Consider the following 14,479-nt stretch of genomic DNA (forward strand, 5'->3'; position numbering starts at 1 on the left):
ACAATTGCAAGAGCCACAAGCTATTCCAGCTCGATCGGTTTGGTGTTCCAGTCGGGCGGGGTCTGACCGAGAATGTTGCGAACGAAGAAGTCTAGGAGTTTGCGCTCGGTGTAGGTGCCTAGAGTATGGTGATTGGCACCAGGAACGTAGACCATGTCAAAATCTTTTCCTGCCTTGATGAGTCGATCGGCAAGCTGGAACGAGCAAAACGGATCGACATTATCATCCATTTCGCCGACCGCGATCATCAGCTTGCCCTGCAGCCTGTGAGCATTGTCAACGGCGGAGGATTGCGAATATTCAATGCCGACCGGCCACCCCATCCAAAGTTCGTTCCACCAGGTCTTGTCTATCCTGTTGTCGAAGCAGCCGTTTTTGGCGACGGCGACCTTGTAGAAATCGGGGTGAAAGAGCAGCGCGCTGACTGCACTCTGGCCGCCGGCGGATGCGCCAAAAATGCCGACGTTGGATATGTCGTACCATGGATATTGCGCGGCCGCCGCCTTGTGCCACAGAATGCGATCGGGAAATCCTGCGTCCTTCAGATTCTTCCAAGCAACATCATGGAAGGCGCGGGAGCGGTTGTTGGTGCCCATGCCGTCGATCTGAGCAACGACGAAGCCCAGCTGCGTGAGCGGCTCTGTCCACCGCGAGAAGGATTTTGGGACGAAGGAGCCGTGGGGTCCAGCATAGATATTCTCCACAACCGGGTATTTCTTCGTCGGGTCGAAGTTGGCTGGCAGGTGGAGCACGCCCCAGATGTCAGTTTTGCCGTCGCGCCCCTTGGAATGGAAACTGAGCGGCGGCTGCCAGCCTGCGGCGACGAGCTCAGAAATGTCGGCCGTCTCGATCTGCTGGAGCTTGGCATTGTCGCTGGCGCGGTAGAGTGCCATGCGCGGGGGCAGATCGATGCGTGACCAGAGATCGACATAATAGCGCCTGTCAGGCGAGAACTCGATATGGTGGTTGGCCGGTTCGGGCGTCAGTGCAGTCAGTCCCTTGCCGTCAAAGCCGATGCGGTAAGCATGGACCCAATAGGGGTCCTCCTGCGAGTTCATCCCGCTCGCCTCGAACCAGATCTGACGCTTGACCGGATCGACATGGTTGACCCTCCGGACGACCCACTCACCTCGCGTGATCTGGTTTTCGAGCGCGCCTGTCCGGCCGTTGAAAAGATACAAATGCTCATACCCGTCGCGCTCTGATGCCCAGATGATCTCCTTCCCGTCATCGACATCGTAACGGAAGATTTTTCCGGCATCCTCCTGGCCATGCCCCAGCGGCAAATAATCAACGAATGTCTCGCTGGTCTCATCGATCAGGGAGCGCCCGCGGCCCGAGGCGGCGTCTACCTCGACCAGGCGATAGAGCTGATGCCCGCGCTGGTTATATTCGAAAGTGAAGCCGCGGCTGTCCGCCCACCACCGGAGAGGGGAAAGTTCGAAGACGTTCGAGAAGAGGGCACCGTCAATCACGATCTGGCGCCGGCCGGCAATGTCGAACAGGACTGGCTGGGGCAGCGGAAGGACATCGCCCGGCCTGGGATAGAATTTTGTTGAATATTCCCGCTCCAACTGGTCCGTCGAAGAATTGAGGTAGCGGACCTCTCGCCTATAGCCGGGGCGAACAAGGTAAGCGGCGAGGTGGCGCGAGTCCGGCGACCAGCTCAGCGTCGAAAAGACGTAGCAATTGCCTTCGGCTCCGTCCCGGCTCAGAGGAACATCCTGCAATCCGTCCTCGCTGCGCAGGAAAACGTTGCAGTTCTTGATATAGGCGATCCATTTGCCGTCGGGCGACGCGTTGCTCTTGTCGGGGTTGTTCTCCGCTGGCGGCGTGTAGCGGTGGCTGAGCTCCCTACGGTCCCCTTTCCTTGCATCGAATGTGGTGCTGGTACAGTCATAGCTTGCAAGGTCGCAGCTCCACCGGGTGTCTTCAATCTGGAAGTCGAGCCTGCGACCATCCTCACTCAGTTCGAAACGGTCGAACGGAAGATTGCCGGCTTGATAGCTCTCATGGCTCACCTTGTTTAGCGCTGCCGCCAGACGCGCCTGATCGAAAGCGGGCCGCTTGAAACCCGTGGCAGCATCGACCTGCATGAACTGCTGCTCGCCGTGGCTAGTCCGGCGGTAGACGAAGGCTTCACCCCCGGTCAGCCAGAAAGGCATTTTGGGGACATTGACAGTGAGCCCGCCATATCGATCGTTGATCGTAAGTGCGCGCTTGAAATCGGCCGGCGCTAGCGTCGGGTGTAAACTTTTCGAACCCTTGGCCAGCGTCTGAGTTGCCGATCGCCATGCGGCGCGCGTCAAAGCGCCGATCCTGGACATACCTGTTCACTTCTTTCGGTTTTCGGAATGCTAATTTTGAAGTTGGGTTCTCGTCGCCGGTCTGCAGCAGCGCCGAAGCGTCGCCTTGGAGGAGAGCCAGCACGCGGGTGCAGCCAGGCACGCGCAACAGGGGCGCTCCTTGGACATCCAGGCACTGGTTCGGGTGCCGATTGAAGAGTTGGCGTCCGCCGCCGAAACAACCAGGAAAGAGCGTCCATGCAGCCCTGACGCGACTATTTCCCCGCGAGTATGGCCGCTTGCTTTTCTGCATCATCTGAAAGGTCCTGCTCTAGTCGGGCCGGATGTCACCCCGGCAGAAATCATTGTGCTATTTCGACAATCTCCGAGCGATTGCCGCCGGCCCATGACGAGGTTTACCGATAGGGCGCAATATGCGTGCCAAAGGAAAAGCGGTTTAAATACACGGCAATCCGCCTATGTCGCATCCCCAACATCGTCGCACACCGGACAATGCCGGACGAAATTGTCCCGGGGCGTCAAATTGGTTTGATGGTGACCCAAGGAGTTCTGGCTTTATCTGAGGCGTTCGGCCTTTTTCGAAAGCCGGACTCTTCGCGCGTTTCCGACGGCCCGAAGCGCCTGATCAAAGCTGACGGCATTCCCGGGTCTTGGCCTTGCCACAGCAGCACCTGCTGCATCAATTCCGACGGACGCTGTAGAACACCTGCAACACACGGCCCGCAGCAATTTCTCCGGCGCAACGCTGGGGCGACCGCCTTTGGCACTGCAGGCGTACATGCCGGAAAGGATGCCGTCTAGCCGCACCAGCGCTCCATTGATCATCAGCCGGTGCGGGCACCAGGATGACCGGCTGGAACGAAATCTTCCAACCGCTTCATCGTGAACAGCTGCTCCATGAACACATCGCTCCCGTCAATCGAGCCGTCTCGCCAGGGGGATCAATAGTCTGTCTTTGGCGTAGGTATTTCAGCAGCCTGCTGTTAGCGTGCGGACGACGCCGACATCAACCGGCGGACAAATGCGACGAGGGCAACAAGCGCGCCTGACGCAACGCCGCCAGATCAGCCGAGCCCGTGCAGAAGCAGGCGACGGCCAACTGGCGGATGACGATCTCGAAATGCGCGACAACGGCCCCGGTGGACACTGTCGCCGCGCCCAGCACGCTGGCCGCCTGCCCGGCGATGTCCGCGCCCAGGCGGATGGCCTTGGCCACGTCGACGCCATCGCGGATCCCGCCCGACGCGATCAGCTTCACCGTTGGCAGCGCCCGACGCACCGCCTGCACGCTGGTCAGGGTGGAATCCCCCAATCGGCGAATGACATCGCCACTGCACGGTCGGCGGCATTGCGGGCGCGCTCGCCCTCCACTGCGGCCCAACTGGTGCCGCCGGCGCCGGCGACATCGATTACCGCCACGCCCGCCTCGACGAGCGCACAGGCACCGAGGCGGACAGGCCCGCCCCCACTTCCTTGGCCACCATCGGCACGCCCACGATGCGCGCGGCGCCAGCGATCAGCGCCAGGACGCCGCGCCAGTTCGCGGTCGCCCTCCGGCTGTACCGCTTCCTGCAGCGGATTGAGATGGACGATGAGCCCATCGGCCTCCAGCGCGTCCACCGCGCGACGCGCCAGGTCCAGGCCGTCGGCCTCCCGCAGTTGCGCGGCGCCGATATTGGCCAGCAAGGGAATGTCTGGCGCCAGGCGGCGCAGCGCGCGCGTTAGCCCCTGGGAGTTGCGGGATTGCAGGCTCACACGCTGCGAACCGCACATGGCGATCCCCAAGGCTTGCGCTGCCTCGCTCAAATGCCGGTTGATGGCCTCGGCCCGTGGCATGCCGCCGGCCATAGAGCTGATCAGCAGCGGCGCGCGCATAGCCTTGCCCAGCAGCGAGGCGCGCAGGTCGATCTGCGTCAGGTCCAACTCGGGCAGTGCGCAGTGTTCGAAATGGATGTACTCCCAGCCAGCGGCCACCGTGGCCGGCGCCGTTCGCCGATCCAGCACGATGTCCAGATGTTCGTCCTTCCCCGGCTCAGGGCGGTGTCGCTCATGCTCGCTCCATCCGTAGCAGCGGGCGACGGCGTTGCGTCGGATCGAACCGACGGCAGCGCGCCCAAGCCGCCGCCTCCGGCGCGTCCAGGCCGACGCACGCTGGCCTCCCCCTGCAGCGTCGCTGCGATAGCGGCTGGTCGAAGTCTGGTAGTACTGCGCGCGGATCGCCGCCATCGCCTCGATCAACGGTCCCCACGGCGCGGGAAAGCATTCTTCCGCCATCACCCGGTGCAGCATGCGCGTATGGCCGGCCAACTCGTCGTTGAGGAACTCAACCACAGGCATAGCCGGATAGCGCTGCAGAAGCAGGATCGCCGCGTTATCGCCGGCCGACCTGTCCTTGTCGCGTCCATGCAGATCGTTCTGCAGGCGCCCTATCACTGAGATGAGCCGCAGGACCTGGCGAAACGCTGGACGCGCGCGCAAGGTCGCCATGTCCAGCCCCCACAGCAGCGACAGGCAACAGAACACGGTCCCGTAAGCGATCGAATCGATGCCGTTGTGCAGGTACTCGGCGTAAGACCAGCGTCGCGCCCCTGCCGCCTGCGCGTGTCCGGCGCGCAGCGCCGCGCAGTAGCACCGGGTATAGTCGAGAAGCCGAGCATAGTCGTGACGATCGTAAGCGAGCGCAGCCAGCGAAGCGCGCAGCTGAGCGCAGCCCTCGAATCCGGAGAGCACGCACGGTACGCCGTGCCCCAGCGCCTGCTCCAGGGCGGCGAGCTGCTCCGGCGCGATCAGGCCAACGTCGTTGCAATCGTCTAGCCAGAACAGCAGCGCCAGTTCGCGATAGAACGCCACGATCAGCGTTTCGTCCTGCGGATCGCGGCCGGTGCGGGCGCTGGTGTCGCGCAGGCTCGGGTGAATGCGTTGCAGGATATACTGGCCGCCCCTTACCGCTTCCTCAGCATGCTCATCCGCGAAACCGGTCAGGGCACGCCCCCACTCAAGCACCTGCTGCAGCGCGCGTTCGGTCTGGATCATGGCGCCGCCCCTGCTCCCTCGGCTACGACGCGCCGCCCACAACGAAGCGCCAGCCACAACCCGGCGAGACCGCATCTCCGCGCCATAACGGCGATCGCGAAGTTATCGATCCGATTGCCAGTTGCTGATGCAAGCTCTTGTGAACGGCCGTTAGGACCGGCCCGCAGCCACGCCGGCAGTATCGAGCAATCCGCTTGCGCCGGCTCGCCATAGCAGGCGAGGACGGCAAGGTCGCCGGCGGCAAACGCACGCGAGCACATTGCAAGCGACATCCGCGAACGCGGCGCCGACTGGTCAGCCTCCGCCTCGGTGCCCGCATATGTCCGCGAGTCGAGCAGCGCCTTCGCCACGAAATGAGCAGAACGCCTTACGAGCATCGACCGCCGGCTGCTGCGCATGCGCGATGATGAGGCATGGTCTCGCAGCGGACCCGTTCCGACAGATGCTGCACCAGGGACGAGGCGACCTTATCCAACAAGGCACCACTTGCGCTGTTTGTGGAGACGAGCGTCGGCTGCATCCATGCGGCTGCTTGAGTGGTGAAGACTCTGAACGACGGTTCCTACGGCGCTGCCGGCGCAATCGGCTGCTTGGGGGACGCGTGACGCAGTCAAAGCTCCCCTTGCCAAGCACGGAGCAGGCGAGTGAGAGAGCAGATGAATAGGCGTGTCGCCAATATTTTTGCATTGCTCTAATCGATTATAGTTGTGAGGAGCAATTTGAGACCATTTACTTGCGGCTCAAGTCACCCATAAAAGAAGGCAAGCACCGATTCGGTAGCTTATCCCCTGTCTTTCGCGTACTCGCGGCCGTGGCGCCGGGTGAACGATTGAAGACCGCCGGTCTCACTCGCAGGTGGGCGCCAGGGCGTGGGGCGGTTGGCAAGCCACAGGAGTAGGACAATGTCGAAGGATTCGGGTAAGGGCGATAATCACGGCGGCGGACCGGGCAAGATCGAGATCACGGTGGTGGTGAACGGCCAGCCCACGCAGGTCGAAGCCAATCCCAACCAGCCGCTTCACGTCATTCGTACCAAAGCCCTTGAGAACACGCAGAATGTCGCCCAACCAGCCGAGAATTGGGAATTCAAGGATGAGGCCGGCAACTTGCTCGATGTCGACAAGAAGCTTGGCGACTTCGGTTTCCCGAATACTGTGACCCTGTTCCTCAGCCTGAAGGCGGGCGTCGCAGGTGCCTAAACACCAAAGTGTGGATCCGGAGGTCTCCCGAGCGAAGTTTGATCGGGAGATCGGCCGGTTCCGGCCATATGCTGATGTCTATCGGGCTCAGGGCTGCTTCTTGATCGAGGCGACCTTTCCGCGCGCTTTCTTCATTTTCGCCAGCCCCAAGTTAAAGCCACGGGTGGTCAGCGCAGCGAGCGAGGTCGACTTCACCGACTACGACTTAAGACCACCGTCCGTGGTCTTCGTCGATCCGTTTACGCGTCATCCGATTGCCCGGAAAGATCTATACCTGAAAATGCTTAGACGTCCGCCGCTGCCCGGAACGCCGCCGGAGATGATAGGAGCTCTCATCCAGCAGAACGCCGTGCCGCTGACGGACTTCATCCAGGCCAACAGTCCCGAGGACGAACCATTCCTGTGCATGGCGGGCGTCCGGGAATACCACGACAATCCAGCCCATTCAGGTGATCCATGGCTGCTTCATCGGGGTTCTGGCGAAGGCTGTTTGGCCTTCATCCTGGACAAGATCATCAAGTACGGAATCGTTCCTATAGAGCAGTTGCAGATTCAACTCCAACCGACAATCGTAGGAATGGTGGTATCCCCTCAGGCGATACAAGAATGACTGGTTTGAGAGATGTAACGATCGTGACTCTCCCGCGCGGCTGCATCTCGACCACGCATGGGCATCTGCGCTCAGTTGGTCGCGAGGGCAATGAGGGGATGGCGCTCTGGGTCGGCGTTCAGCAAGAGCGGCACTTTGCCGTAACAGAGACGGTTATCCCGGCGCAGCGTCACATTCGGACAAACGATGGCGTTTGCGTGATCGTTGCGGCCGAAGAACTGCACCGGCTCAATGTCTGGCTCTACAAAAGCGGCCTGAAACTCTTGGCCCAGATTCACAGCCATCCGGGCCGCGCCTACCATTCGACGACGGACGACGCTTATGCGGTTGCTACCACGGTTGGGTGTCTGTCGCTGGTAGTGCCGAATTTCGCCCGCGAGCCTTTCGATTTTGCTCGGGTCGCCGCCTATCGGCTTGACGAAAAGGCCAAATGGAATGCGCTCCCTCCCGCGGCACTGTCGCGAATGATCATGATATCGAGTTGAACAATGGCATTCGCTAACTTCATCGATCGCGCCGCCACGGCGGCATCTCAGGTCCTGGCCGATTTTCATCTGGGAGACTTCAAAGCAGCTCTTGAAAAGCAGGTCGTGGCAGTCGCCTTCGACCATCAGGCCGCTTCCTGCGCCGAAGGCCAGGCGACACTAGATCTTGCGGTGAGATTGCTCGCTAGGCTCTACCCGGTTCTGGCGATACTCCCGCTGGACAGCGCGGCGAGCTCTCAAGCCCAAGCGCTGGAGCGCTTGGCAAAGTCGATCAATCCAAAAGTCGGCATCCGGCGTTCCGGCAAGTCTGCCACCGTCTGCGTCGTTGCAGGGGTAACGCGCCCATCACTCCGGTGCCCGATCTTTTTCGTGGGATCGGACGGTTGGGCGGCAAAGCTGTCGCGTACGGACCCGGTGGGCTCTGGCCCAAGTCTGCTGCCTTATGGAGCTGGCGCCGCCAGTTGCTTCGGCGCCGCCAACGTCTTTCGAACTATCTTCGCTGCCCAGTTGACCGGCGCCGAGTTGGACGAAACCATCGACCTCTCGCTATGCAGCTACGACAAGACCAAAGCCGGAGAGCCTGGCCCGATCGACTTCCCAGTCGACCTTGGCGAAACCCACCTCGTTGGGCTCGGTGCGATAGGCCATGGCTCGCTTTGGGCGCTAGCGAGACAACCCGATCTCAAAGGTCGTCTGCATGTAATCGATCACGAAGCGATCGAACTCTCAAACCTGCAGCGCTACGCATTGGCTGGCCAGGCGGAGATTGGTATGTCCAAAGCGGTTCTTGCAGCCACCGCCCTTAGATCGACTGCCCTTGAGGTCGAGGCGCACCCTCTGACGTGGGCAGAATATGTTGCGCGCCGGGGCAATTGGGTCTTCGACCAAGTGGGTGTGGCGCTTGACACCGCCGCCGACCGTCTGGCTGTCCAAGGTGCACTGCCGCGATGGATCGCAAACGCTTGGACGCAGGAGCACGATCTCGGTATCTCCCGGCATGGTTTCGATGACGGCCAGGCTTGCCTTTGTTGCATGTACCTGCCATCCGGAAAATCCAAGGACGAGCACCAGCTGATTGCCGAGGAACTCGGAATACCGGAAGCACACGAGCAGGTGAAAACGCTCCTGCAGACCAATGCCGGAGTTCCCAACGACTTTGTAGTTCGCGTGGCTACAGCGATGGCTGTGCCGTTTGAACCGCTAGCCCCGTTTGTCGGCCAGCCCCTGCGCTCCTTTTATCAGCAGGCTATCTGCGGCGGTCTGGTGTTCCAGCTTAGCGAAGGAAGTCGCCGCGTTCGAACTGTGGTTCCGATGGCCTTTCAGTCGGTGCTTGCCGGGATTATGCTTGCCGCGGATTTGGTCAAACATAGTGCGGGGTTTCCCATGAGCCCGACGACGAGCACTCGGGTGAATCTTCTGCGCCCCCTTGGCTCTCACTTGCACGATCCGAAGGCCAAGGACTCCAGCGGCCGCTGCATCTGTAGCGACGACGATTTCATTGCCGCTTACAGGCGCAAATACGGCGAGCGCGTTGATCAGGTAAGCGATGTCTCGGCCGCCTAAACAGACGCGCACCTCTCCGTAGACGCAGGGGGCGCGGCTTGTGGGCGTGACCATGGGCGCCATTATCACACGCTTGGCCCGCTCCTTTGCCGGCCTATCGTCCTCCGCGCATGATCCCTGTTGCCGACGTGATGATCCAGCACCAGCCGCCATGGCACCAGAGGCTGGTCAAACCTCCGTTGTTGGCCGGTTTGGACAGTGCTGCATCAGGTCTCGACCGACGTCTCGACAGTCAGGGCTGCTTCGACGGGTGTGAAGATGTCAACATCGACCCCAGGCGCCCGCATCGTCACAATCAGGGCGTACCGAGCCAGAGCGTCGACGCGTTCGAGGTAAGGCTTCTCCTTCCACCAGCCCCCGACCGGGAACACGCCGATCGCATCACGCTCGGCGAGATCGGCGGCGCTGCCCGACCAGAAATCGGCGTGCAACGAGCCGCGATCGCGGAAGGTGCCGAGCAGCCACTCTTCTCCGCCTCCAGCAGGCGCCCCTTCCTCCTCGTCCCGAGCGGCCTGATTGATGCGGGCTCGGAATTCGTCGACTGTCTCGGTCGCTGACTTTACTCTGAACCGAAGACCATGGGACGCGTAACGATGCCGGCGGGTCCATCCGCGTTCACCGGGGTTGGGTTCGATGAAATAGGACAGCGTGACGCGGAGCTCGACCTGGGCAGCGCCGAGCGCCGCGAGCTGCTCCTTCGGCCAAGGCAGGCGATGCAGCTTCATGTCACGCGTTTTGGCAGCCGCGCCGCCCTCGCGCTGGAAAGGCTGAAGCTCATCTTCAACGATAAGCGTGAGGTCGTTCACCGTTGACAGAAGCGCGCGCCCAAGATCTGGCACGCCGTAACCATAGCGCCGCACGAGCGCCTGGATCTCGCCCTTCGCTCCGTTGCACGCATCGATGCGTGCGCGCATCGCCGGAGTCCATTCGGCCGAGTGGACGATCAGGGCGCGAACCGTTTCAGGCCACAGCTCGGGGCGCGCTGATAGAATTAGTCCCGCCATCCGTGCGGCATGGGCCGTTGCCGCGCTCGTATCTCCGAGGGTGGTGAAGTGGCGCAGTTCGGGTCGATAGAAAGTGGTCAATATCTGCAGATCGTCGATCGGCTCGCCAGGCAACACACCGTCATGGGCGAGATTGCCGCCTTCGAAGACGACCTCGGGCTTCACCGGCCACTGCCTGTCCCAAACGACCGAAGTGCGACTGCGCGGCGAGAGCTCGCCGACCGGCGCGATCGGAGCGTAGCCCGCAAAGTCGGTGTCAATGATATCGACCTTTTCTGTGAAAGCGCCGACCGTCAGCGCATTCCAGGCCTGAGAAGGATCATCGACTGCTTCCAGATCGTTGCGCGTCAAATGCTCGGCCGGCATGAGGTCATCGCCGATATTGCCGGCAGAGAGAACGATCAAGCGTCGCTGCTCCTCTTCGAAACAGAGTTGGTCGATAGCGGCAGACCACGATGTGGGCCTTCCACGCGCCGGACTGGCGCTTGTCACAGCCATTGCGATCGCGCGGCGGCGCTCCGGCGCCTGCACCTCGGCGCGGGCGATCGCTTCCGCGGTGATCGAGCCATAGAGTTCTGGATCGTTTGCCTCGTCTTCTGGCGGAAGGATACGGACACTCTCCAGCCGAAAGGGCAATGGAACTGGATCGCCTCCGACCAGGAGCGGGACCAGATCACCGTACAGGCCGACACCTGCCATTCGCGTCCCGTGGCCGCTCCACGCAGGTGTGTCGTCGCTGCCCCATGCCGGTTTGACGGTGTGCCAGTCTTCAACGGCAAGTGCGGGTTCGATCAACGGGTGGGTGCGACGTACGCCGCTGTCGAGAATGCAGACCGCAATATCGGATTGAGGCGGTCTGACGCGCCCGAGAAGCTCGTCGCTCCAGTCCCTTTGCTCCGCGCCGCCAAGGCCCATGAAGAAGGACGGCGTATCCTTCGCGCGCCGCAGCTCGGCGACGACATCGCTGTGCGCAATCATGCGGTCGAGCATTGCCGTGCTGGCGAGTGCCAGCATGACCACCCGCTCCGGAAACCTGACCGCATGCGTGCGCAAAGTGATGTTCAGGGCTTCGGCAATGTGCTCGAAGTTCTCGCGGCGACCGTCGCGCAGCCAGACTTCCCACCACACCTGCTCGTCAGCGGCCTGGGGGAAGAGGTCGTCGTGGTCGGTAAACAACGATCGTGCAGTCGCCAGCCTGACTGTCTCCATGCGGGAGACGAGCGGCTCGTTGCGCGGTCTGCCGCGGTCAGTGTCAACGTCTCGATACGCCTCGACTTTCCGCAAATAATAGGCTTGCGCGCTTTGCGGCAGGAACACCGACGCTGTGATGGGAGCACCGGGTTGAGTTGGCTCATGGACGGCGACCAGCTCCATGTGCTGGCGACGATCGGCCAACTGGTCGAGGGCCGCCCGTCCGGACATGGGCAGATCGATCTCGAGGTAAAAGCCAGGCGTGCCGACCGACAGCTGGGGGTCACGCGCCGCAATCTGCTGGCGTGCACTTTCGACCGCTTGTTCGATGGATTGCGTCAAGGCCGCAGCATGCGACGCCCGATCACGCGCCGGCAGCGGCGGTGCATGTATAAGTTGGTTGGGCCGCCGATAGGCTTCCCGAATGCCGTTGTTGCGAAGGTGGATATGGGCGCGGTCGCGCGGAAAATCGTCTGCCATTATGATCTGTGCTGTCGCTACTCAGACAGCGAAGCCTGCCGGCGTTCCTTCAGAGCGTCGATGAGCGCTTCCGAGGTGATCCGCTTCCCCCCCCGCAATATGATGGTTTTTGCAGCGTCGTCGGCCGCGCGGGTGATCTCGGCCTGCGACAGTCTCTCTGCCTGAGAGATCGCCTCGTTCCAGGCAAGCCCTCTGGTGTCGAAGCGGTCGAGTCGAGCCCGAAGCAGCGCCTCGATAATCGGCCGATCGGGCACGGCGTATTCGATGACATCGTCGAAACGGCGGAACAAAGCTCTGTCGAGCAGCTCGGGATGATTTGTTGCCGCAATAATCAGGCTGTGGCTGTCGTCTTGCTCGAGAAACTGCAGAAACGAATTCAGCACGCGCCGAATCTCGCCAACATCCTGGCGTTCGCCTCGACGCGCGCCGATGGCATCGAATTCGTCAAAGAAGTAGACGCCCCGCGTCGCCTGCATTGCATCAAAAACAAGCCGCAGCTTTCCGGCAGTCTCTCCCATGAACTTGGTGATCAAACCATCGAGGACGATCATGAAAAGGGGCAGATGAAGCTCCCCGGCCAATGCCGATGCGGTCATCGTCTTGCCTGATCCTGGCGGGCCGACCAGAAGCAGTTTGCGACGGGGAACAAGCCCGTGCTCGCGCAAGCTTGCTTGTTGGCGCTGCTCTCCCAGCACGCGGTGCAGGCGCGAGCGCAGACTGTCCGGCAAAATCATGTCCGTCAGTCGCAGGTCCGGATAGCGCACATGCAGGAGGCCTGCGAGTTCGCCCTTTGGCTGAAAAAGGGGAACCGGCCGACTGCTCTTGGCAATCCGGGCGTCCCTGCTCTTGGCTGCGTCGACCAGATCCTTGAGCTCCTGAGCAAGCTTGCCATGGCCTTGACGTGCCTCATGCGCAGCAAGCTGCATCGCGATAGAGAGGAAACGATCCTCGTCGCCGGCAATGTGGCTTTTAAGCAGCGTCACGATATGGCGGGCCGTGGTCATGGCTCTCTTCTGGGGTATCCGTTTACTTGGCGAAGCGCATGCAACCTAAACGCTTTCAACGGCGATTTGTAACGCGCAATGGTGTTTTTTCTCTTGTCGATGTTCGCCCGTGGCAACTTCAGCGGTGAACTGTTGCGCCGCGGTCATAGGCCAGCCGGAATAACGCCGGCCAGCAGACAACAGTCCGCATCTTCGAGCGCTCGAAGTCTGGCCACTCACGCAGCGTGTCGGGTCCGAACGCTCCAAAGCCGCCCCGCCTGGCAGGTCCATGCGACCGATTGCGGGCGTGCGGCCATAAGGTCTACGCGGGCTCGCATGGCTGCCCGCGCCGCTGGCTAAAAAGCTGTACACCATCTCACGAAACACCAGGTCCGCTCCTTTGCCGGCCGACGGTCCATGAAATCCCCTCCCCACTCACGACACCGGAGACCTCCTTGCCCACATGGCGCTCAAGCACCGGCCGCCATGGCACCAGCGTGAACTCGCGCGACTTTTCAACGACGGCATATTTTCCGCTGGCAAGCTCGACGGAGCGGCGGAGCGTACCCTCTACTCGTCCTCCGGATCGCGCTTCGGCATAGGGCAGGCCAAGTTCCTCCGACAGTTGGCCAGCAACACGGTTCAGTTCTCGCTGGCGCAGGATCGAAAGCATGTTGGCTCGATAGACGATCCCATCCTGTTCTTTATGCGCGAGGCCTTGCGCGATCAGCCACTGCCGCCGGCGAGCTTGCGCCTCTCTCACGTCGCGGCCGAAGCCGGATCCGTGCAAAGGCTCGGGTCTATCGGCAACCAGCTCCCGGTCGAGCCAGGTGGCGCCGTTGAAGCTGACCTGTCGCTCCAGCGCCATTGAGGAGAGCTTGTCGGCAACGACAGGCTCGGCCCTGGCCCGCTGGCCCTCATAATTCGCGACGCGATCGAGATGGTCCGGCGCGATGAGCCAGGTGCCGTTCGGCTCTCGCTCGACGCCGCCGGTCGCGCGGCGGATCGCCTCCAGCCGCCGCACATGCGTTCGCGCAAAGCTCTCGGTGGCGGATGGGTCATGCTTCAGGTGCATATCGACGTCGTAACGGCCGCCATGCGCGGCGGCGATTTCGGCGATGGTACGATCGACCTGCCTCGGCTCGGTGTTCCTTGGCGCGACACGCACGATGCAGCCATTAGGCATCGTTTCCATCGCCTCGCCTCTACCGATGTTGATCCAATGGCTCTTACCGTCGACGGCGTCGACGATCATGTAATGGCGGTCATTGATCTCGTCGGCCAGTCCACGCGCGACAACGCGACCGACGAGAGACTGGACGGGCTCGCCGGATCGATCGTGGATCACCCAGTCGGCGGCCCTGCGGGCAAGCCCCTTGCCGGTCAGTTCGCGGTGCATGGTCTTGATGATGTCGCCGCGTTCGCCGGTGCGGCGCAGCGTGGCTTCGAGCTCATCGTCGAGGCGCCAGGAGCCAGCGCCGACCTCCGCGGCCAGACCCATCCGCTCGAGCTTGCGCAGCCGTCCCTGGTGCAGCGTCTGGCGAATGGCGTCGGGACCGCCCGGCGAGACCAGGCCGTCATCATCACGCATGCTGAGCAGCCGACGGTCGATGCTGGTGAAGCGT

At 62.0% G+C, this 14,479-nt stretch carries 8 protein-coding genes and 3 pseudogenes; 4 read left to right on the forward strand and 7 right to left on the reverse strand.

Annotated elements, in window-relative coordinates:
* Positions 1 to 20: 20 nt before the first annotated feature.
* The 4 genes and pseudogenes from EN845_RS32770 to EN845_RS32780 form a co-directional block, all read right to left on the reverse strand.
* Entirely contained in the window at positions 21 to 2,327 is a 2,307-nt protein-coding gene (locus EN845_RS32770) for a S9 family peptidase (protein WP_063169235.1), read from the reverse strand.
* Between the two features lie 667 nt (positions 2,328 to 2,994).
* A pseudogene (locus tag EN845_RS36440) lies at positions 2,995 to 3,226 on the reverse strand (IS5/IS1182 family transposase); the annotation flags it as partial.
* An 86-nt stretch (positions 3,227 to 3,312) separates the two neighbouring features.
* Positions 3,313 to 4,357: pseudogene (gene fni, locus EN845_RS32775) on the reverse strand (type 2 isopentenyl-diphosphate Delta-isomerase).
* A gap of 88 nt (positions 4,358 to 4,445) precedes the next feature.
* Positions 4,446 to 5,339 (reverse strand): annotated as a pseudogene (locus EN845_RS32780) (hypothetical protein); the annotation flags it as partial.
* A gap of 902 nt (positions 5,340 to 6,241) precedes the next feature.
* Between EN845_RS32780 and EN845_RS32790 the strand changes: the two are divergent.
* The 4 genes from EN845_RS32790 to EN845_RS32805 are packed head-to-tail and all read left to right on the forward strand — an operon-like array spanning position 6,242 to position 9,196.
* Positions 6,242 to 6,538 carry a DUF2604 domain-containing protein gene (locus EN845_RS32790; RefSeq protein ID WP_024505654.1) on the forward strand — a complete coding sequence of 99 codons (297 nt, stop codon included), beginning with the start codon at positions 6,242 to 6,244 and terminating at the stop codon, positions 6,536 to 6,538.
* Positions 6,531 to 7,148 carry a putative metal-binding protein gene (locus tag EN845_RS32795; RefSeq protein WP_024505653.1) on the forward strand — a complete coding sequence of 206 codons (618 nt, stop codon included), beginning with the start codon at positions 6,531 to 6,533 and terminating at the stop codon, positions 7,146 to 7,148. Before EN845_RS32790 ends, EN845_RS32795 begins: the two co-directional genes overlap by 8 nt.
* On the forward strand, positions 7,145 to 7,633 hold the full coding sequence (locus EN845_RS32800; protein WP_024505652.1) for a Mov34/MPN/PAD-1 family protein: 489 nt from the start codon (positions 7,145 to 7,147) through the stop codon (positions 7,631 to 7,633). The genes EN845_RS32795 and EN845_RS32800 overlap by 4 nt, the downstream gene beginning before the upstream one ends.
* A 3-nt stretch (positions 7,634 to 7,636) precedes the next feature.
* Complete coding sequence (locus EN845_RS32805; RefSeq protein ID WP_024505651.1) at positions 7,637 to 9,196, forward strand: E2 ligase fold family C protein; 1,560 nt, start codon at positions 7,637 to 7,639, stop codon at positions 9,194 to 9,196.
* 206 nt (positions 9,197 to 9,402) lie between these two features.
* On the opposite strand, the gene EN845_RS32810 is transcribed toward EN845_RS32805, so the two are convergent.
* From EN845_RS32810 to EN845_RS32820, 3 genes are all read right to left on the reverse strand, one after another.
* Positions 9,403 to 11,871 carry a S8 family peptidase gene (locus EN845_RS32810; protein ID WP_063169237.1) on the reverse strand — a complete coding sequence of 823 codons (2,469 nt, stop codon included), beginning with the start codon at positions 11,869 to 11,871 and terminating at the stop codon, positions 9,403 to 9,405.
* 17 nt (positions 11,872 to 11,888) lie between these two features.
* Entirely contained in the window at positions 11,889 to 12,875 is a 987-nt protein-coding gene (locus EN845_RS32815) for an ATP-binding protein (RefSeq protein WP_024505649.1), read from the reverse strand.
* Positions 12,876 to 13,230: 355 nt separating this feature from the next.
* Positions 13,231 to 14,479, reverse strand: a 1,249-nt coding sequence (locus tag EN845_RS32820; protein WP_135897786.1) for a DUF3363 domain-containing protein, incomplete at its 5' end; no start/stop codon positions are given.

The organism is Mesorhizobium sp. M8A.F.Ca.ET.202.01.1.1, assembly GCF_004791595.1.
GTDB lineage: Bacteria > Pseudomonadota > Alphaproteobacteria > Rhizobiales > Rhizobiaceae > Mesorhizobium.

What these genes read in the sequence shown, in the direction of transcription:
- EN845_RS32790 (WP_024505654.1), top strand. Translation starts at nt 6,242, where the DNA reads ATGTCGAAGGATTCGGGTAAGGGCGATAATCACGGCGGCGGACCGGGC.
- EN845_RS32815 (WP_024505649.1), bottom strand. Translation starts at nt 12,875, where the DNA reads ATGACCACGGCCCGCCATATCGTGACGCTGCTTAAAAGCCACATTGCC.
- EN845_RS32800 (WP_024505652.1), top strand. Translation starts at nt 7,145, where the DNA reads ATGACTGGTTTGAGAGATGTAACGATCGTGACTCTCCCGCGCGGCTGC.
- EN845_RS32810 (WP_063169237.1), bottom strand. Translation starts at nt 11,871, where the DNA reads ATGGCAGACGATTTTCCGCGCGACCGCGCCCATATCCACCTTCGCAAC.
- EN845_RS32805 (WP_024505651.1), top strand. Translation starts at nt 7,637, where the DNA reads ATGGCATTCGCTAACTTCATCGATCGCGCCGCCACGGCGGCATCTCAG.
- EN845_RS32770 (WP_063169235.1), bottom strand. Translation starts at nt 2,327, where the DNA reads ATGTCCAGGATCGGCGCTTTGACGCGCGCCGCATGGCGATCGGCAACT.